Origin of the sequence: Bacillus sp. FSL W8-0629 (assembly GCF_038593225.1) — a bacterium.
In the GTDB taxonomy this organism is placed as follows: Bacteria; Bacillota; Bacilli; order Bacillales; family Bacillaceae; genus Bacillus; species Bacillus altitudinis.
Genome location: NZ_CP151975.1, coordinates 2,906,641 through 2,924,780, shown reverse-complemented (window position 1 = coordinate 2,924,780; position 18,140 = coordinate 2,906,641). Strand labels below are relative to the sequence as shown.

The 18,140-nt window shown below is 39.6% G+C and carries 22 protein-coding genes; 13 read left to right on the top strand and 9 right to left on the bottom strand.

Going from position 1 to position 18,140, the window contains the following annotated elements; genetic code table 11:
• The first annotated feature begins 87 nt into the window (after positions 1 to 87).
• The 6 genes from NSQ17_RS15275 (at position 88) to NSQ17_RS15250 (ending at position 4,553) form a co-directional block, all read left to right on the top strand.
• Entirely contained in the window at positions 88 to 309 is a 222-nt protein-coding gene (locus NSQ17_RS15275) for a spore germination protein (protein WP_008345878.1), read from the top strand.
• A gap of 95 nt (positions 310 to 404) precedes the next feature.
• The gene (locus NSQ17_RS15270; RefSeq protein WP_024719734.1) at positions 405 to 653 is read left to right on the top strand and encodes a YueH family protein; all 249 of its coding nucleotides are present in this window, start codon (positions 405 to 407) and stop codon (positions 651 to 653) included.
• Positions 654 to 680: 27 nt separating this feature from the next.
• Entirely contained in the window at positions 681 to 1,088 is a 408-nt protein-coding gene (locus NSQ17_RS15265; RefSeq protein ID WP_342467567.1) for a YueI family protein, read from the top strand.
• A gap of 60 nt (positions 1,089 to 1,148) precedes the next feature.
• Positions 1,149 to 1,700, top strand: coding sequence for an isochorismatase family cysteine hydrolase (locus NSQ17_RS15260; protein ID WP_008345872.1), 552 nt, complete (start codon positions 1,149 to 1,151; stop codon positions 1,698 to 1,700).
• A 17-nt stretch (positions 1,701 to 1,717) separates the two neighbouring features.
• The gene (locus NSQ17_RS15255; protein WP_007500472.1) at positions 1,718 to 3,187 is read left to right on the top strand and encodes a nicotinate phosphoribosyltransferase; all 1,470 of its coding nucleotides are present in this window, start codon (positions 1,718 to 1,720) and stop codon (positions 3,185 to 3,187) included.
• A 139-nt stretch (positions 3,188 to 3,326) separates the two neighbouring features.
• A complete protein-coding gene (locus tag NSQ17_RS15250) occupies positions 3,327 to 4,553 on the top strand; it encodes an HDOD domain-containing protein (protein ID WP_342468109.1) in 1,227 nt (408 codons plus the stop codon).
• A 36-nt stretch (positions 4,554 to 4,589) separates the two neighbouring features.
• Here the strand turns inward: NSQ17_RS15250 and NSQ17_RS15245 are convergent, their stop codons facing one another.
• Positions 4,590 to 4,943 carry a hypothetical protein gene (locus NSQ17_RS15245; protein WP_017367963.1) on the bottom strand — a complete coding sequence of 118 codons (354 nt, stop codon included), beginning with the start codon at positions 4,941 to 4,943 and terminating at the stop codon, positions 4,590 to 4,592.
• A gap of 505 nt (positions 4,944 to 5,448) precedes the next feature.
• On the opposite strand from NSQ17_RS15245, the gene degQ reads away from it, so the two are divergent.
• From degQ to NSQ17_RS15215, 6 genes are all read left to right on the top strand, one after another.
• The gene (degQ, locus tag NSQ17_RS15240) at positions 5,449 to 5,589 is read left to right on the top strand and encodes a degradation enzyme regulation protein DegQ (protein WP_003213123.1); all 141 of its coding nucleotides are present in this window, start codon (positions 5,449 to 5,451) and stop codon (positions 5,587 to 5,589) included.
• Between the two features lie 151 nt (positions 5,590 to 5,740).
• A complete protein-coding gene (locus NSQ17_RS15235; RefSeq protein WP_008345863.1) occupies positions 5,741 to 6,664 on the top strand; it encodes a polyprenyl synthetase family protein in 924 nt (307 codons plus the stop codon).
• Positions 6,642 to 6,812 carry a competence pheromone ComX gene (comX, locus tag NSQ17_RS15230; RefSeq protein WP_017358941.1) on the top strand — a complete coding sequence of 57 codons (171 nt, stop codon included), beginning with the start codon at positions 6,642 to 6,644 and terminating at the stop codon, positions 6,810 to 6,812. Before NSQ17_RS15235 ends, comX begins: the two co-directional genes overlap by 23 nt.
• Positions 6,813 to 6,825: 13 nt before the next feature.
• Positions 6,826 to 9,132 (top strand): ATP-binding protein, encoded by a 2,307-nt coding sequence (locus tag NSQ17_RS15225; RefSeq protein ID WP_073412603.1) that lies wholly within the window; start codon positions 6,826 to 6,828, stop codon positions 9,130 to 9,132.
• A gap of 80 nt (positions 9,133 to 9,212) precedes the next feature.
• Positions 9,213 to 9,854 carry a response regulator transcription factor gene (locus tag NSQ17_RS15220; protein ID WP_007500477.1) on the top strand — a complete coding sequence of 214 codons (642 nt, stop codon included), beginning with the start codon at positions 9,213 to 9,215 and terminating at the stop codon, positions 9,852 to 9,854.
• Between the two features lie 23 nt (positions 9,855 to 9,877).
• Positions 9,878 to 10,267: a hotdog fold thioesterase gene (locus tag NSQ17_RS15215; RefSeq protein WP_342467566.1), complete on the top strand. Its 390-nt coding sequence runs from the start codon at positions 9,878 to 9,880 to the stop codon at positions 10,265 to 10,267.
• Positions 10,268 to 10,357: 90 nt separating this feature from the next.
• Here the strand turns inward: NSQ17_RS15215 and mnhG are convergent, their stop codons facing one another.
• The 7 genes from mnhG to NSQ17_RS15180 are packed head-to-tail and all read right to left on the bottom strand — an operon-like array spanning position 10,358 to position 16,134.
• Positions 10,358 to 10,732 (bottom strand): monovalent cation/H(+) antiporter subunit G, encoded by a 375-nt coding sequence (gene mnhG, locus NSQ17_RS15210; protein WP_003213369.1) that lies wholly within the window; start codon positions 10,730 to 10,732, stop codon positions 10,358 to 10,360.
• Positions 10,716 to 10,997, bottom strand: coding sequence for a Na(+)/H(+) antiporter subunit F1 (locus NSQ17_RS15205; RefSeq protein WP_008345849.1), 282 nt, complete (start codon positions 10,995 to 10,997; stop codon positions 10,716 to 10,718). Before NSQ17_RS15205 ends, mnhG begins: the two co-directional genes overlap by 17 nt.
• Positions 10,997 to 11,476, bottom strand: a complete 480-nt coding sequence (locus NSQ17_RS15200; RefSeq protein WP_008345848.1) for a Na+/H+ antiporter subunit E — start codon at positions 11,474 to 11,476, stop codon at positions 10,997 to 10,999. The genes NSQ17_RS15205 and NSQ17_RS15200 overlap by 1 nt, the downstream gene beginning before the upstream one ends.
• 6 nt (positions 11,477 to 11,482) lie before the next feature.
• A complete protein-coding gene (locus NSQ17_RS15195) occupies positions 11,483 to 12,961 on the bottom strand; it encodes a Na+/H+ antiporter subunit D (RefSeq protein ID WP_079920595.1) in 1,479 nt (492 codons plus the stop codon).
• Positions 12,954 to 13,295, bottom strand: coding sequence for a Na(+)/H(+) antiporter subunit C (locus tag NSQ17_RS15190; protein ID WP_003213576.1), 342 nt, complete (start codon positions 13,293 to 13,295; stop codon positions 12,954 to 12,956). The genes NSQ17_RS15195 and NSQ17_RS15190 overlap by 8 nt, the downstream gene beginning before the upstream one ends.
• Entirely contained in the window at positions 13,295 to 13,726 is a 432-nt protein-coding gene (locus NSQ17_RS15185) for a Na(+)/H(+) antiporter subunit B (RefSeq protein WP_008345843.1), read from the bottom strand. Before NSQ17_RS15185 ends, NSQ17_RS15190 begins: the two co-directional genes overlap by 1 nt.
• Positions 13,723 to 16,134: a Na+/H+ antiporter subunit A gene (locus NSQ17_RS15180; RefSeq protein WP_342467565.1), complete on the bottom strand. Its 2,412-nt coding sequence runs from the start codon at positions 16,132 to 16,134 to the stop codon at positions 13,723 to 13,725. Before NSQ17_RS15180 ends, NSQ17_RS15185 begins: the two co-directional genes overlap by 4 nt.
• Before the next feature lie 219 nt (positions 16,135 to 16,353).
• On the opposite strand from NSQ17_RS15180, the gene NSQ17_RS15175 reads away from it, so the two are divergent.
• Positions 16,354 to 16,563 carry a hypothetical protein gene (locus tag NSQ17_RS15175; protein WP_019744044.1) on the top strand — a complete coding sequence of 70 codons (210 nt, stop codon included), beginning with the start codon at positions 16,354 to 16,356 and terminating at the stop codon, positions 16,561 to 16,563.
• A 72-nt stretch (positions 16,564 to 16,635) separates the two neighbouring features.
• On the opposite strand, the gene NSQ17_RS15170 is transcribed toward NSQ17_RS15175, so the two are convergent.
• The gene (locus NSQ17_RS15170) at positions 16,636 to 17,973 is read right to left on the bottom strand and encodes a 2-hydroxycarboxylate transporter family protein (protein ID WP_017367956.1); all 1,338 of its coding nucleotides are present in this window, start codon (positions 17,971 to 17,973) and stop codon (positions 16,636 to 16,638) included.
• Positions 17,974 to 18,140: the final 167 nt, after the last annotated feature.

Below are 18,140 nucleotides of genomic sequence, written 5' to 3'. Positions count from 1 at the left end.
TATGACATATCAGCTGTCTTTTTTATGTTGGATAGACACGTATTGTTCCGCTAGGCATATGATGAGGGTAGTAAAGGTGGTGGAAAGATGCCAGCAATTGTTGGACCCATTCATATTGACCGTGTGATAGGAAACGGTTCTGCACATTTCGGCGATGTGTTTGCCATTTCGCCAAAAAGTGTGGATCATTCCGCTGGTGGTTCAGGTACCTATAATGCAGGAGACTTTGTTCAATTTTTCAACAATCCGAACGTCACATTTGTTTGGGATTCAAACCTGATCAGCCAGCAAAAGAGCTTTAACGCATAGCCAGCTTTGAAAGGGTCTCCTTTTCAGAAGCTGTCTTTTTTTATGGTACAATGGATAGAAGAAGGAAGAAGAAAAAGGGGGGTAAAACACATCAAATGAAAATAAGAAAAGCGCATCTGACAAGCGGGCAACCAACAACCTACAATGTATATTTACATGAAAATAAAAAAGAATATAAAACGCTTGTCGCTGTACCTGACATAGAATGGAGTATTTCTATTGCGTATGAAGACGAAAAAACGCAGCTTGAGCAAGCACTAGAACAATCTTTAAACAAAAGAGTAGAAATAGACGAAGCCCGTGAACTTGCACAAAAAATTGTGCACTGGGTCACAGAAATGTAAATTCAGAAACCAGGAGTGAACACAGCAATGAAAGAAGAATCCGTAGACTTTTATTTGCAGCAAGGGATATTTGGACATGCTGAAACAAAACCAGATGAACGAAGAATGTTTCTCGGCTCATTAAGAGAACGTGCTCTTCTCGCTCTGACAAAAGGGCAAGTATCGAGACATAAATCGTATCAAGAGGTAGAGCAAGTATTGAAGGCAAACCGAGAGGCCACTGTTCTTTTAAATGGTGAATTGTCATATGCTTCTTATTCTCCATATGTCAAAATGGCAAATGCCGCTGGTTGTTCTTTTAAAGTGGTCAACCATCACGAGTCACATTCACCTTTTGGGCTTGTGATAGAGGTGCCGCATGCGGTCAATCAAGAGCATATCTATATAGAAGATGAGCTTTTTCAAAAAGCTTTTTCTCGTGAATCTGTTGAATAGGTTTCCCTAGTGAAATGAATAAGCTATAATGATTCAAAAGAGCATATGGGAGAGATGCGGATGGGCAAAGCATTGATTTGTATTGATTATACAGTTGATTTTGTTGCAGACGATGGAAAACTGACGTGCGGAAAGCCTGGACAGGCGATTGAGTCGAAGATCACAGAGATCACTTCTTCATTTATTGATGAAGGACACTTTGTTGTTTTTGCCGTCGATCATCATGAAGAGCAAGATCCATATCACCCAGAGACAAAGTTATTTCCGCCCCATAATATTCGCGGGACAGAAGGAATTGAACTTTACGGAAAACTAAGTTCACTATTTCACACGTCAACACATTTAAATCATGTCTATTATATGGAAAAAACAAGATACTCTGCTTTTGCAGGCACTCAATTAGAAATGAAACTGCGCGAGCGTGGCATCACTGAACTTCACCTAGCCGGAGTGTGTACCGATATTTGTGTACTTCATACAGCTGTTGATGCGTACAATAAAGGCTTTGAACTTGTGATTCATGAGAATGCAGTAGCGAGTTTTAATGAAGCGGGGCACGAGTGGGCACTTTCTCACTTTGAGCATACGCTTGGTGCGAAAGTGGTTAAGTAAGGGAAGGAGAATGGAAGTTGGAGCATCGGTTTATTGACGACAGTTTATCACTACATACAGATCTTTATCAAATTAACATGGCAGAAACGTATTGGAGAGACGGCATTCATGAGAAGAAGGCAGTCTTCGAACTCTTCTTTAGAAAGCTTCCATTTGACAACGGCTTCGCTGTATTTGCTGGTTTAGAGAAAGCGATTGAATATTTATCGGACTTCTCCTTCACCGAGAGCGACCTTGCATATTTAAAAGATGAACTCGGTTATAAAAGCGATTTCATTGAATACTTAAGCGGATTGTCTTTTACAGGGACACTTCATTCAATGCGAGAAGGAGAAATTGTCTTTGCGAATGAACCTATTATGCGCATCGAGGCAACACTTGTTGAAGCGCAGCTAATTGAAACGGCACTGCTCAACATCGTGAACTTCCAGACGCTAATTGCAACAAAGGCGGCTCGTATTAAAGGAATCATTGAAGATGAGACAGCATTAGAATTCGGAACAAGACGTGCGCATGAAATGGATGCAGCCATGTGGGGAGCAAGAGCAGCACTGATCGGCGGATTTCAGGCAACAAGTAATGTCCGTGCAGGTAAACGCTTCAATATTCCCGTATCAGGCACACATGCCCATGCGCTTGTACAAGCATATCGCGACGAATATACTGCATTTAGAAAATATGCCGAAACACATACAGACTGTGTCTTTTTAGTGGATACATATGATACGGTCAGATCAGGCATTCCAAATGCGATTAAGGTAGCGAAAGAATTCGGTGATAAAATCAACTTTATTGGGGTCAGACTTGATAGCGGAGACCTTGCCTACTTGTCTAAAAAGGCGAGAACGATGCTGGATGAAGCTGGATTCCATGACGCCAAAGTCATTGCATCAAGCGATCTTGATGAACACACCATTATGAACTTAAAAGCACAAGGTGCAAAAATTGATGTATGGGGTGTTGGAACGAAACTGATTACCGCATTCGATCAGCCAGCTCTTGGTGCTGTATATAAGCTTGTATCGATTGAAGAAAACGGTCAGATGAATGACACGATCAAAATTTCTTCTAATCCAGAGAAAGTGACAACACCAGGCCGTAAACGAGTGTATCGCATTATCAATCAATTGAATCATCACTCTGAGGGAGACTACATTGCCCTTGAAGAAGAAGATGTTCAAAGTGAAGATAAGCTGAAAATGTTCCATCCAGTTCATACATTTATCAGCAAATTTGTGACAAATTTTGTGGCAAAGGACCTTCATGTCCCAATTTTTGAACAAGGGAAGCTGGTGTATGATAATCCAGATATCCAAACGATTCAAGCATATGTGCAGGACAGTCTCGGACTCTTCTGGGAGGAATACAAACGAATCAGCAAACCAGAAGAATACCCAGTCGATTTGAGTCAAAAATGCTGGGATAATAAGATGCAGTTTATCCATGATGTGAAAAATAAAATCAAAAAAGAGCTTTATGAAAGCTGATTACCCCGGGAAAGGAGATCATCAAGCCAGATGGTCTCTTTTTTTCATGTTGGACGATTCAAAATGAACCTTATGGGCAATCATTTGGTATACTGAAAGCACATCTTGTTTGTCATTGCATAAAGGAGGAATGGAGCAGTTGAGGGTGTTTGTTGCAAGGCAGCCTATTTTTAACAGAAAAGAACAAGTCGTATCATACGAGCTGCTTTATAGAGATAGTGAAACCAATACATATAGCGCTGAAGATGGTGATCAAGCGACAACGGACCTCATTATCAATAGTTTTTTAAACATTGGCATCGAAACACTGACAGAAGGAAAACGATGCTACATCAATTTCACCGAAAGCTTGCTTTCGTCTGATCTGCTCACTTATTTTGATCCACATCAGCTTGTGATCGAAATATTAGAAAATGTACCGATTACCCCGGCACTTATTATGAGATGTAAGCAATTAAAAAAGTGGGGATACACGATTGCGCTCGATGATTTCTTTCTGAGCGGAACACATTTTCATGACAAGTTACTCGATGAACTCCTCTATTGCATTGATATTTTAAAAATTGATTTTCTGAAAACAACATGTGAAGAACGAAGAGACATTTTACATACATATAAAAAGTATCGACTTCGATTCCTTGCTGAAAAGGTAGAAACGCGAAAAGAATATGAAGAAGCGTTAGAAGCTGGCTTCCATTTGTTTCAAGGATATTTCTTTAGTGAGCCGCACGTCATTTCGGGACGAGCCTTACCGACTAGCTTCCACGCATACCATCAGCTATTGAATGAGCTGAGCAAGGAGCAGCCGAATATTCAGACCGTGACGCACTTTATAGAAAGTGATCTTTCCCTTTCATATCAATTATTAAAAATGCTGAATTCTGGCGGCATGAGACGTCTTTATCAAATCAAGAGCATTCGTCAGGCGATTATCCTGCTTGGGTTTAATGAAATACGGCGATGGATCTTTATCCTTTCATTTAAAGAACTGAATGTCCAAGCCAACTCAAGCCAAAAGGAAATCATCAAAATGTCGTTCATTCGTGCCAAAACGTGTGAACTCATTGCTAGTCGGACTGAACGAGAGCATCCCGCTTCTTATATGCTGACAGGTATGTTTTCACTCATTGATACGCTTGTCAGGGCGGACATTACTGAACTTGTGAAAGAACTGCCTCTTTCGGATGAAGTAGGTGAGGCACTGCTTGGCTATGAAAATGACTATTTCCTTGTGTTAGACGTCGCCAAACGTATTGAACGAAATGAATGGGATGATGAAATGTTAGGTGGAAGTCTCCCTAAGCAGGAAGCCTACGGCTGTTATATAGAAGCCATTGAATGGTGTCATAAAATGTTTGAATCTTAAGAAAAGCCGCTCACACTAGAGCGGCTTCTTTCTTTGTTATCCCCACTGTAAAAGTAGAAAAAGCCTGCTGGAAGAGAGGGATAAGTAGATGCGGATGCCTTCTGGACTAAAGCGGATATCGATATTGCTTTTCACCCCAATCTGCTTCAGCATTCGAATCACACTTGCGGTGTCAGCACGTTCAGCAGCTTCCATGATTCGCTGTCCAAACGAAAGCGAACCGGAAATCTGCTGTGTAATGAGGGATGCATCAGCCACGAGACGGGTTGATTCTTTTGCAGCCTTTTGAAACGCATGAGCATCTACTGGAGGAAAAGTCATAGGTGTTCGCGGGTATGCGTTCCCTATTGCGGGAACCTGCAAAGGCGGATAAGGAACATAGTAAAACACATGGTCACCTCTTCTCTCATTGAAGTGAATTTGGACGGATATCTGTTCTAAATGTATGAAGAAAATCCGAATAAAGAATCAAAATGATCTTTCTACCTTTGCATAATCATCATAAAAATAGGTACTTTTGCGGTCAATTTCGGTGAATGTCGCCAAAAAATTGCGGTGTCTACAGTAGAGCCTGTCGTCTGACCTATAACATGAAAAACCGAGGAAACAGAGGGGATCGTACGTTCTGTATCATGAGAATTGTGACGAATGATGCCTGTTCATGTCGCAAAAATGACGTATTTCCTTTGAAATTGAGATAAAAGTATCATTTGAAAAGTCTGAAAATGATGAAAAAAGACCTATTGAATTTTGCGGTATCACGCACACATTTTGTGCATACTTTTCGGTGAAAAAATACTCAATAGCATTTACACTGTTAGTAACAGATCAAATACTTATGACCCAATCAACATACACAAATACATTGATCTTCCAAAAAAGGAGAGTGGAATCGATGGAAAAGTATGAAATCGAAGAACTTAAACAACTATTATGGAAACTTGAAAACGAAATTAGAGAAACAACGGCTTCTCTTCATAACATTAACAAAAGCATTGATCAATACGACAAATATGAATATGTGAAAATTTCTTAAAGACTTGATAACCATCAAGTCTTTTTTTTATCCAAATACATACAAAAAAAGGATATATTATTATATAATTGTTAAATAGTGATGTCAGTGGACATTTGCTTCTTTCTTTTTAGTAAAATAAGAGGCGAGAGGGTGAGGATCAAGATCGAGTATGCTAAACTATCTAGAGAATACAAAAATCAAGCAGAAAATGTCTGATTTTATTCAACATGCAGTCAGGCAAAATGATTTACAAAAGCTGCTTCTCGAATTTACAGATATAAAGAATGAATTTCCTTTTGGGCAATTGGCTTACCAACATTATGAGGCATTTGGCGGACAAGACAAGCAAGCGATTACAAAACTGGCAGCAGGGATTGAACTTCTCATCTTATCTGCCGATATATTAGATGATATTGAAGATCAGGATAATGATTCGTATCCTTGGATGAAATGTCAGAGCGGAATTGCGATTAATGCGGCGAATGTTCTCTTTGCATTGAGTTTTGATGTGTTTTCAAAGCTTGATCATGGAGCGAAGCTTTTAAACAATGTATATTCTTATTCCATTCAGTCAATGCAAGGGCAGCATATAGATATGACACTGGAGCCAGAGAATGAGCAGGATTGTTTAAATATCATGAAGTTAAAAGCAGGGTCACTGTTTGTATTACCTTGTGTGTTAGGTGTTGTTTTGGCAACAGGTTCTTTTGAAAAGAAGGTAGAAGAATATGCTTATTACCTAGGAATGGCGGAACAGCTTGAAAATGACTATCTAGGTCTTTTTAATAAAGATAATATTGACTTTAAAAGAATGCAAACATTACCGCTAGTTTACTTGAAAAATGAGTTTAATCCATCTAGTTCAGACTTGCTCAGTTATTTTCAATCAAAGGATAAGAGTGCCGGCTCTGAAGAATTAAAGGATAAATTAAAAAAATCTGGTGCTCAACAATATGTATTTATTATGAGAAACCTTCTCAGAAATAAGTTTAAAGAAGCATTCAAGAAACTACATTTAGAGGCTTCAAAAAAGAAAAAACTGATACTTTTTTTAAATGGAGATGGAGAAGATGAAAATTCAGGAATTGGTTAGTTATTTAGTGGAGAATCCTTCAACATTAAATCAAATCGCTAATGGGAACGCATCATTGCTTCACGTTGATCAAGAAACTGCAAGTATTATTGTTGACGGATTCCAGAAAGAAGACGTTATTAAAGCAATCATATGGGCAACTGCTTGAGTAGATAAATATTATGAGAAAGTTTTACTCTAAGTTAACAGTTATATTAGTTATCCTTAGCTTCATCTATGTGATTTACATCTCTTATATCAACGTATTTAATATTTTTGTTGGAGCAGCTGTTAAGGAAAATAGTCACGGTCAACTTGAGGTAGTGGATGTCGATAATTTTACAGATAGCTATCTAGCTGGAGTCAGGAAAGGCGATATCATACTTGAAGTGAATGGGAATAAAAAACCAGTTGAAGAAGTTAAAAGAGGTTTTTTAGCTAATGTTAAAAGTTTAGTCGTTGATAGACATGGTGATAAAATTGATTTAGAGAATGTAAGGTTATTGAGTCAAGCGAATCTGTTTATTTATCTAATACCAGTCATTCTTTATTCCATCTGTCTATTTTGTATATTTATGATTTTAAAAATGAATAAAGCAAACCAAAAAGAGTCAGCTTATATTTTAGCTTTATTTCTTTTGGCGGTGTCTATAGGTTATGTAAGTTCTGGTGGTTCTGGAAAAGGAGAGGCTATCAGTCGTATTCTTGTAATCGTTACAATGAATATTGTACCTCCACTATATATGCACTTTATGTATCAATATTTAAAAGAATTAGGAACAGAGATTATTCGTCGTCGAGTTCTTTTTTATTTGTATCTAGTTCCAGTTACTAACGTTTTATTAGTTTTATTCTATAAAAATAAAGCAGGACCAGTAGATCTATTAGCATATGTCAATTTACTTTCATTTTTTGTTCTGGCTTTCCTTTCGATTATTATCACTATAAGGGCTGCTAAAAAATTGAAAGACAATGAAGTCAGCAATGTACTTCGAGCATTTGCACTCATTTTAATCTCAGCATTCAGTCCATTCATGCTATTTTTTATCATTCCTTATTTTTTTGGTATATATTTTATTTCACCTTATGTTGTTGCATCGTTTGTTCTTTTAATTCCTTTTTTCTTAGTATACCAATTTATGTCAAATAAACTGTATAATGTTGATTTCTTTATGGGGAGGATTAAATACTACGGTTTTTTAGCGATTACACCAACAATACTAGTGGTTGTTATTTTTGATTTTATTCAAAAGCCAAATGCAAATTTCTATACAGTGAAATTTACGATTATCACGTACATTCTTATGCTCACCGTCTTCTACTTCAAAGAAATCATCGATTTCCGTTTTCGCCTGAAGCGTTTTTCGGAAAAGCATAATTATCAGGACAGCGTTTTTAAATTTACACAGCTTATTCGTGAGGCGTCATCACTTCATCAAGTATTGTATCATTTAAAATACACCATCTTAGAAGTACTTGTTGTGAACAAAGCCTTTGTGCTTGAAGTGAAGGCAGATGGACAAATTGTTGAAATTGATGAATCAATAGAAGAAAGCCAGCTATGGAAAGAGTATGTAGATCAATTTCAAGATATTTTAGGTGAAGTTGGTAAAATCATCGGGTTGGATAAAGGATTCATGATGAAAATTGGTGAGCGGGGCGGTCACTCGTTTGTGATTTGCTGTTTATCTAATTTACGGACACCTAAGCTAACCCGCGATGAAATCTCATGGCTGAAAACATTGGCATTTTACACAAGTGTCAGTTTAGAAAATGTCGTCAAGATTGAAGAATTGATGGAGCATCTTGAGGATTTGAAACAGCGGGAAGCCAATCCCGCCTGGCTGAAGAAAGTCATGTTCGCCATGGAAGAGAAGCAGCGCTCAGATTTAGCGAGGGATCTTCATGATTCTGTGCTGCAGGATTTGATTTCACTGAAGAGACAGTCCGAGATGTTCTTAACCAATTTCCAAAACAACCAATGCCCAACATCTATTGAAAATTCATTGATCTCATGGAATGAACAAATGTCTAAGGTGATTCAAACCACGAGAGAAACATGTCATGAACTTCGGCCGCAGCTCCTCTATGATTTGGGGTTAGTGAAGGCAATTTCGAAGCTGACTTCGCAAATTCAAGAGGAAGCGCCATTTCATATTAGGCTGAATACAACCCGCTTTGATAAAGAATTGGACATTGATATTGACTCACAGCTGAATATTTACCGGATAGTGCAGGAGCTGCTATCCAATGCGTTGAAGCATTCTAAGGCCAGCCAAGTCTTAGTGATGCTCATTTGTATTAAAGATCAAGTTGTTCTCCATTATGAGGACGATGGAGTCGGATTTGATGCAAGCCAGCTTGATCAGCACACGATGAGCATGGGTCTTTCTGGCATAAGGGAACGAGTCAAAGCTCTAAATGGAAAGCTTCAAATTCACACAGCACCTGAAAAAGGGCTCAAGGTGAAAATTGAAATGGAATTGTAACGATTTCTTAAGGAATAAGACTTGGCATCTGCCAAGTCTTTTATATAAAATGGAAGTGAGTGATTTAAAGGGAGGAAGACATGAAGAAGATATTGGTCATTGATGATCATCCGGCTGTCATGGAAGGGACAAAAAGCATATTAGAATCAGATCAGCAGCTATCAGTCGATTGTTTAAGTCCTGATGCAGAAGGCGCCTTTTTAAAGACGCATGACTTTTCCATCTATGATGTGATCTTGATGGATTTAAATCTCGGGGATATCAATGGAATGGACATTGCCAAACAAATTCTAGAAACGAATCAACAAGTGAAAATTATCATTTATACAGGATATGAAGTAGATGATTATTTCGAAGAGGCCATTCGAGCTGGATTGCATGGTGCAATAAGTAAAACAGAGACAAAAGACAAAATCATTGAATACATACACCGCACATTGCAAGGAGAAGTTGTCATTCAGCTATCCTATTTAAAGAAATTAATTTCACAGCAGCAAGAGAAGCCAGAACAGGCGCAGCAGACGGATCATGAGCTGTTAACAGAGCGTGAATGTTTAATCTTAAGAGAAGTGGAAAAAGGGTACACAAACCAAGAGATCGCCGATGTGCTTCATTTGAGCAAACGCTCGATTGAATACAGTTTGACCTCCATCTTTAATAAACTGAATGTTGGATCTCGAACGGAAGCGGTGTTAATTGCAAAATCGGAAAGTGTCCTGTAAACGTGTGAAGGGAGAGGGCCTTGATGGATGTGAGTGGTTCAAATACACTGCTTGAGGCACTGGGGATTGAGATTGTGGAATGCAATACGTCACGATGCGTGGCGACAATGCCAGTCGATCACCGAACAAAACAGCCATTTGGATTACTGCACGGAGGAGCATCAGCTGCTCTAGCAGAAACAGTGGCAAGCATGGGTGCTGCTGCTCATTTGGATTTAACGAAGCAGATTTGCTCAGGTATTGAAATCAATGCCAATCATTTAAAATCTGTACGTGATGGAGTGGTGACAGCTACAGCTGTTCCTGTACATGTTGGACGGCGTACAATGGTATTCCAAATCGATATAAAAGATGATCGAGACCGTCATATCTGTACGTCAAGATGTACACTCGCTGTCATTGATCGCATATAAAAAAGCTCCCGGTGCAGCGGAAGCTTTTTTTAATACCCTTTTATGAACATGCAGGTAAAGTGAACAATACCTGAATGTCATATTCTTCATTTATAAATAAGAGTCTTCTTTTCGTTTAATGACAAAGTTACGGAAACCGCCATAATCATCTTGGACACTTCGTTTGTCCATTTTCACACCAGTGTTGTAAGCGGCTCTTCCGATCAAATGAGCGCCGACTGGTGCGGTCAGAAAGATAAAGACAATCCCAAGCAGGATTTTCGCAGAGATGATCCCTGCAAGAAACCATTCATGAAAGAACACACCAACTAAAATGAGAACAACACCAAGTGTCGATGCTTTTGATGCAGCATGCATACGTGTGTAAACATCCGGCAGGCGAAGGACACCAATGGCTGAAATCAAGCAGAGGATGGCGCCAAGCAGAATAAAGAAAATCACGATCGCTTTAGCGATGACGATCATTTTCAATCACTTCCCCTTTCTCAAGGAATTTGGAAAAAGCGACAGTGCCGATAAAGGCAAGAATACCGAGCAGTAAAATAATTTCAAAGAACGTAGTGGTTTTCAGTAAGATAGACACGATGGCTGTCATCCCAATTAAATTGATTCCTATCGCATCAAGCGCACTAACGCGATCTGGGATAGAAGGTCCTTTGATGACCCGTATCACAAAAAGCAAAGTAGACAGCGCAAGAATTCCAAGTGACATTTGCAAGATCAGTTCCATTACTTACCGCTCACCTCCTGAATCGCTTTTTCAAATGATACCCGAATATCGTGGATGGCTTTTTCAGCATCTTCAATATCCATCGCATGAATGTATAAAATCGAACGATCATCGGAAATATCGATGACCAGTGTACCAGGTGTTAATGTAATCATATTGGCCAGTATGGTGATTTCCCAATCTGTTTTTAAATCTGTACGAAAGGCGAAAATACCAGGCTTGATCTTAAGCTTTGGAGATAACACCGTCTTGAGTACACTCAAATTGGCAAGAAGCAGCTCTCTGATAAAAATGATGACGAGCTTGAAAATCGCATAAAGGGCATAGCCGTAAAAACGTTGCGGGAAGAATCGCCGTAGCATAAAAATGGCGATCATCCCTAGTGCAAAGCCTGATACAAAGTCTGCAGCTCTGTATGTATCATTCATAAACATCCATGTAAAGGCGAGGAGAGCGTTTAATAATATTTGAAAGGCCATGTTCATCTACTCCTTCAGCACAGCTTGAATATATTTTTCTGGTGTTGAAAGCATTTCCGCAGCTTGATTGATATAAGGTGCAATGAATTCTGTGCCTAATCCAATCGCAAGCGATAAGATAACAAGCAGTACCCCAGGATACACCATTCCTCTAATGGATGGCTTTCTTCTTCGCATATCCTGATCCTCTCCCCAAAACGCGAGCATGAAAATCCTCATAACAGAATAAAGGACAAGAAGACTGGACAGTAAAACAAGGATAGAGAACGTCATGTACCCAGCAGAAAACCCACCTTCAACAATTTTCAGCTTGCCAACAAATCCACTTAGCGGAGGAATACCCGCAAGTGATAAAGCCGATATGAAGAACATCCAGCCGAGTAGAGGCTGGGATTGAATCAGCCCACCCATTTTTTTCAGATGATTGGTTCCAGCATACACAAACAGTGCCCCTGCGAGCATAAATAGAGCTCCTTTGATCACCATATCGTGAATGAGGTAATAAATGGCGCCTTGAAGTGATGCCGGTGTATTGGCCGCAATCCCAAACAAAATGACACCAACAGCTGTGACAATGTTATAAATCACAATTTTTTGCACATCAGAATAGGCGATAGAGCCAATGACACCGAATATAACCGTTAGAGCGGCTAGCCAAGCCATAAGTGTATGTGTAAAACCTGTATCATGTATAAAGATGAGCGTAAAGACCCTGGCAATCGCATATAGCCCGACCTTTGTCAGCAGTGCGCCAAACAAAGCTGAAATCGCTGCTGGCGGTGCATGATAAGACCCTGGCAACCAGAAATAAAGCGGGAAGACCCCAGCTTTTAAGCCAAATACAATCAGGAACAGAATGGCAATCACGGTGATTAACCCTGTTTGCCCAGATTCAGCTATTTTCACACTTAAATCAGCCATGTTCAGTGTGCCTGTGACTGCATATAAACACGCTACGCCAACAATAAATAATGCCGATGAGATAATATTAAACACAATGTATTTCAGTGATTCACGAAGCTGAGGCTTTGAACCACCCAGAACAATGAGCATATAAGATGCCATCAGCAACAATTCAAAGAAGACAAACAGGTTGAAAATATCTCCCGTTAAAAAGGCACCACTCACGCCAGCTAACAAGAATTGGACACCAGAATAATAGAACAGCCGCTCTCTTTCTTTCCCAATCGTTTGAAAGGAAAAAAGAACTGTGACAAGTCCAACAATGGAAGCGGTCAAAACAAGAAGTGCAGCAAACTGATCGGCCACAAGGGCAATGCCAAACGGTGCTTTCCAGCCGCCTAGGTAAAGGGTTTGTATGCCGTTTGTGAAAATCGTTTGGACCAAATAGACATTACAGATAATGGCTAAAAGAGATGCAAATACACTAAAGCCTCTCGACAGCATGGTGTTTTTATTCATAAAAATCAATAATGTAGCAGCTAGTAATGGTATTAATATAGGCAGGATCACGAGATTATTCATGCTGATCATTTCCTCTCATTTGATCCATGTCATCTGTTCTCAGCTCTTGGAAGGCACGGAAGGCCATCACGAGCAAAAAGGATGTTACACCAAAAGCAATGACAATTGCTGTTAAAATTAATGCTTGTGGCAATGGATCTACATAGGATGTGAGCCCCTCTTTCAAAATAGGAGGTGCTCCCTTTTTTAAGCCGCCCATTGTTAATAGAAGCAAATGGACGCCGTGACTTAAAACGGCAGTACCGACGATGACCCGCAGAAGGCTTTTTGAAAGCATTAAATAGGTCGCTGCCATAAAAATGATTCCGACGATAATAGACATTAGAAATTCCATTATTCCTTCTCTCCAATCGTTTGAATAATGGTCATGGTGACACCAACAACAACTAAATACACACCGATATCAAACAGGACTGCTGTCGCCAGTTCTGTTTTCCCTAGAAACGGCAGTTGGAAATAATCAAATGCATGGGATAGGAAAGGTGCTCCGAACAGAAAAGATCCCATACCTGTTAGGATGGCAACGAGCAAACCGACACCAGCCACATAAATAAAGTCAAATGGTAAAATGCGTCTGACTGTTTTAAGGTCATAGGCTAAAAGCAGAAGGACGACAGCACCAGCACTCATCAAACCACCAATGAATCCTCCGCCAGGATTGTTATGTCCTGCAAGAAATAGGTGAAGTGAGAAAAGCAAGATGATGAATGCTGTAATTTTAGTAGTGACTTGTAAGAGCATATCATTCGTATCAATCTTTCTCATCGCCGTACGCCTCTCTTCCGTTTTCCTTGTGCTTTTACCTTTAATAATCCATAAATACCAAGTGCCGCAATGGCCAGCACTGTAATTTCAAAGAGTGTATCAAAGCCCCTGAAATCGACAAGAATGACATTGACAATATTGTCTCCGCCAGCCAGTTTGTAGCTGTTTTCAATGAAGTACGTTGAAATCGTGTCAAGAGACTGCTGGCTTGTTGAAGCGAAAGCAAGACAGGTGACAACGACTCCAACACCTAATGAGATGATCAAATTTGTTAATTTAAATCTTCGTGTTTTTTGCTTCAGACTCAGCTTTGGCAAATGATAGAAGCAAAGTAAAAACAGCGCGACAGAAATGGTTTCAATAATGAGCTGTGTCAGCGCAAGGTCAGGTGCTCTGAAAATCACGAAGAATAGTGACAGCGTGTAGCCCATAACACCTAGCGCAATAATAGCTGTAAAGCGTGAACGAGCAAATACAGTCGTGACTGTCGCTGCGACCATCACAAGTGAAAGGATGGCTTCGTACGTGCCGATTGATGCAGCGTGCTCAGTTTGAAATGAGAAGGCTTGCTTGTAGAACATCACGCTGCCCAGCACGATAATCATAAAACCAAATACATAGACAAGATAGTCACGAAGGAATCCTGTCATATAGCTGTTTGTTAGGCGGTATGACCCTTTTTCTACACCTATAAGTGAACGATCATACAAAGCGTTAAATGACCATTTTTCTTTAAATATGTTGTACATTGGGCGCCATTTTGACAGCGTTAAATAGCCAATGGTACCGAGCGCAACTACACCAATTGTCATGTAAAGCTCTGGCTGGAATCCATGCCACGCTTCAATTTTTACGGCAAAGCGGCTTCCTGTTTGAATGGCTTCTGGAATGATCGCTTGAATGGCAGGTTCAATGACAGAATAGGCAAGAATATTAGGGAAAAAGAAAAACGTGACCACAAGTGCAGCTAAAATAATTGGCGGGATCAGCATACCAATCGGTGCTTCATGCGGTTTTTTCTCCAATTGATCGACATTCAGACGGCCTCTAAATGTTTTGAAGACGATCATCATACTGTAGATGAACGTAAACACACTAGCGAGCCAAGCGATAGCAGGGAAGACAGCCCCCCATGTTGAAACATCCGTAAAGCTGATGTCAGAAATCCGAATCATACTTGTGAAAAATAGCTCTTTACTTAAAAATCCATTAAAAGGCGGGAGTCCAGCCATCGAGAATGTACCAATTAACGTAATTGTAAAGGTAATTGGCATAATGGTCATTAATCCACCTAATTTGCGAATATCACGTGTACCTGTTTCGTGATCGATAATCCCTGCTGCCATAAAGAGACTACCTTTAAAGGTTGCGTGGTTAATGAGATGAAAAATAGCAGCAAGAACGGCTGCACCAAAAAAGGCAGGGTTGTTTTCATGAATGGCAGCTGCGCCTACTCCTAGCATGAGCATAATCATACCGAGTTGACTCACTGTCGAGAAGGCCAGAATGGCTTTCAAATCATTTTGCCGAACGGCGTGGAAAGATCCCCAGAATAGTGTGATAAGTCCGACAATCGAAATGGTCCAAAACCACACCTCTGATATAGCAAAAATCGGACTAAAGCGGGCAACCAGATAAATACCGGCTTTGACCATAGTAGCAGAATGCAGATAACTGCTTACAGGGGTTGGTGCTTCCATAGCATCAGGCAGCCAAATATAAAATGGGAACTGCGCTGATTTCGTGAAGGCCCCTAGTAAAATGAGAACCATCGCAGGGATGAAATAAGGTGATGCCATAATGAGCTGAAGCTGATTGACTGCTTCGCGAATACTGAATGAATCAGTGATCAGGTAAATGAGGATGAAGCCGCCAAGCATAGCTAATCCGCCAAACACAGTAATAAGCAGTGATTTGGTTGCTCCGTAACGAGAACGCTCACGCTTATACCAATACCCAATTAAGAGGAAGGAAGAGATACTTGTTAGCTCCCAGAACAAATAAAGTACGACCATGTTATCAGAGAGGACAACACCGAGCATAGCGGTCATAAACATTAATAAATACGTATAGAAAGAGCCAAGCTGTTCTTTTTCCTTTGATAAGTAGAAAATACTGTACAGTACCACAAGTGCACCAATACCTGTGATGAGTAAAGCAAATAACAGGCTGAGACCATCTACATACACAGTGAAATTCATCCCTAGAGAGGGAATCCATTCAGCTTGTGAGAACAACGTTCGTCCATTCGAGGTGATCTGGAGCAATTGGATGAAATAGGTAAATAAAAGAATAGGCAAGATGAGAACAAACCATCCTGTATGTATACGCCTTACGTATTTAAAAAGAAAAGGGACGACAAAGGCAAGTAAAAAAGGTGATAGGATGGCGAAGTGAATAAGCTGCAAGAAAATGAACCTCCTTTGATCAATATAAATTCACGTTCTAAAGAACTGGTAATTAAAATTATAGCGTAAATACAGACATAGTGCATTGGTTTGAACTGATTTACGACAAATTGAATTTGTTTTGAGTTCTTTTGACCACAAAAAATATTTTATCAAAAATGAAACTCGTTGTATATTGTTTTGTATTTCGTACATGCTTTTCTTAAAGGAGCTGATCAAATGAAACGAAAGATCGCCATCAGCTTAAGCATATTCTGCACGATTTTAGGAGGAGCATTCTTGATTGAACGAAATGATCAAAAAAGGTGGCAGGCCGGGAGTGAATGGCCGCTATTTTCTGAACAACTCCTCCATATGACCTATCCGCAGGCGAAACAGTATCCTTTTCAGCCTCGGGAGTATATACGAATTGTATTAGCTGATGAATGAGGATGTATGGGAGAAAAGAAATATAAAAAAAAGCATGTCCTTTTCGTAAGGGACATGCTTTTTGTTTCTTTTTTAAGTAAACATTCTGAGTAAGATTGTTGCGCAAATAACGGTTGCTGCTCCGCCAAGACGTGTAGAGACTTGAGCGAAAGGCATAAGGCCCATTCTTCCAGAAGCTGAAAGAATCGCAACATCACCAGTACCGCCTAATCCACTGTGACAGCCAGTCACAATGGCAGATTCAACTGGATACATGTTCATGAATTTACCAACAAAGTAACCAGAACCAACCATGCCTAGAACAACAGCAATACATACACATACGAAAGGAATCGAAATGACAGTAGCCACATCATCAAGTGGAATGTATAGAATTCCTAAACCAACCATTAGAGGCCATGTAAAGCTTTTCGATACAAACTTGTAGAACTGCTGTGAGCCGTTTTGCAAATGCTGAGGCATCACGTTTAAGTATTTGATTAATGCAGCAAGAACAATCATTAAGATTGGACCTGGAATATGAACAAAACTTTCTAATAAGCCGCCAAAGATAAAGGTTGTACAAGCAACAAGTACACCTGCACCCATTAAGCTGAAGTCAACTTTAGTATCCATGTCAGGCTGTTCAAAGATTTCATTTGCTTCTTTTGATTTAACAAGTCGTCCATTCCCGTTTAGTTCAGGACGTTTTTCACCAAGCTTTTTCATTGCGCCAGCACAAATGATGGCAATGACGTTCCCAATGACAGCAGCCGGAATTAATTGAGAAATTAATGACTCTGCTGATACACCAAGAATTTGTGAATAAGCAATTGATAATGGCAATATTCCTTCACCGACACCACCGGCAATAATCGGTACAATGATAAAGAAGAACGAATGATGCGGTGTGTAACCAACTAGAAGACCCACTAGAATTCCAGCAGCTACAGCTGTAATTGTACCTGCAACAAGAGGAACAAACATACGAATAAGGCCTTGTACTAAAACAGTTCGTTGCATCCCAAGAATACTACCTACTACAAGAGCAGATATATAGAAGTATAGGAAGTTCGACGTTTTCATCAGAGACGTAACCGCTTCCAACGAGTTTGGATTCAGAACATGAAAAAAGACCAGGAACGATGGTACGAATAAAGAAAGAATCGCCGGTCCACCAATATCTTTTAAGATTGGAATACGTTGTCCTACATCTCCTAGGAAAATCCCCAAAATCATAATAACAGCGAAACCACCAAGCATATTTGCTGGAATTTTATTAAAATAAGCGGCAGTTAAAATAATCGCTGCAAGTACTATATACACAGGTAGATCAATAACACCAATTTTCCAAGAAAGAATTTTTCGGAAAACGCTTTTATTATTGTCAGAATCGTTTGTAATCGATTTCAATTGTTGTGTATTAGCCACATAAACACCCCCAAATGCTATTTGTCTCAATTGTAGAAGATTCTGTGACACTCATCTATTTATTAAACTAAATTAAGTGTAATAAAAGTAAAATAAACGGGGGTTTTGTCGTTTTTATCATACAAAAATCCCCTGAAGATAGTTTGTCCTTCAGGGGATTGATCATA

What these genes read in the sequence shown, in the direction of transcription:
- NSQ17_RS15275 (WP_008345878.1), top strand. Translation starts at nt 88, where the DNA reads ATGCCAGCAATTGTTGGACCCATTCATATTGACCGTGTGATAGGAAAC.
- NSQ17_RS15270 (WP_024719734.1), top strand. Translation starts at nt 405, where the DNA reads ATGAAAATAAGAAAAGCGCATCTGACAAGCGGGCAACCAACAACCTAC.
- NSQ17_RS15265 (WP_342467567.1), top strand. Translation starts at nt 681, where the DNA reads ATGAAAGAAGAATCCGTAGACTTTTATTTGCAGCAAGGGATATTTGGA.
- NSQ17_RS15260 (WP_008345872.1), top strand. Translation starts at nt 1,149, where the DNA reads ATGGGCAAAGCATTGATTTGTATTGATTATACAGTTGATTTTGTTGCA.
- degQ (WP_003213123.1), top strand. Translation starts at nt 5,449, where the DNA reads ATGGAAAAGTATGAAATCGAAGAACTTAAACAACTATTATGGAAACTT.
- NSQ17_RS15235 (WP_008345863.1), top strand. Translation starts at nt 5,741, where the DNA reads ATGCTAAACTATCTAGAGAATACAAAAATCAAGCAGAAAATGTCTGAT.
- comX (WP_017358941.1), top strand. Translation starts at nt 6,642, where the DNA reads ATGAAAATTCAGGAATTGGTTAGTTATTTAGTGGAGAATCCTTCAACA.
- NSQ17_RS15225 (WP_073412603.1), top strand. Translation starts at nt 6,826, where the DNA reads ATGAGAAAGTTTTACTCTAAGTTAACAGTTATATTAGTTATCCTTAGC.
- NSQ17_RS15220 (WP_007500477.1), top strand. Translation starts at nt 9,213, where the DNA reads ATGAAGAAGATATTGGTCATTGATGATCATCCGGCTGTCATGGAAGGG.
- NSQ17_RS15215 (WP_342467566.1), top strand. Translation starts at nt 9,878, where the DNA reads ATGGATGTGAGTGGTTCAAATACACTGCTTGAGGCACTGGGGATTGAG.
- mnhG (WP_003213369.1), bottom strand. Translation starts at nt 10,732, where the DNA reads ATGATCGTCATCGCTAAAGCGATCGTGATTTTCTTTATTCTGCTTGGC.
- NSQ17_RS15205 (WP_008345849.1), bottom strand. Translation starts at nt 10,997, where the DNA reads ATGGAACTGATCTTGCAAATGTCACTTGGAATTCTTGCGCTGTCTACT.
- NSQ17_RS15200 (WP_008345848.1), bottom strand. Translation starts at nt 11,476, where the DNA reads ATGGCCTTTCAAATATTATTAAACGCTCTCCTCGCCTTTACATGGATG.
- NSQ17_RS15195 (WP_079920595.1), bottom strand. Translation starts at nt 12,961, where the DNA reads ATGAATAATCTCGTGATCCTGCCTATATTAATACCATTACTAGCTGCT.
- NSQ17_RS15190 (WP_003213576.1), bottom strand. Translation starts at nt 13,295, where the DNA reads ATGGAATTTCTAATGTCTATTATCGTCGGAATCATTTTTATGGCAGCG.
- NSQ17_RS15185 (WP_008345843.1), bottom strand. Translation starts at nt 13,726, where the DNA reads ATGAGAAAGATTGATACGAATGATATGCTCTTACAAGTCACTACTAAA.
- NSQ17_RS15175 (WP_019744044.1), top strand. Translation starts at nt 16,354, where the DNA reads ATGAAACGAAAGATCGCCATCAGCTTAAGCATATTCTGCACGATTTTA.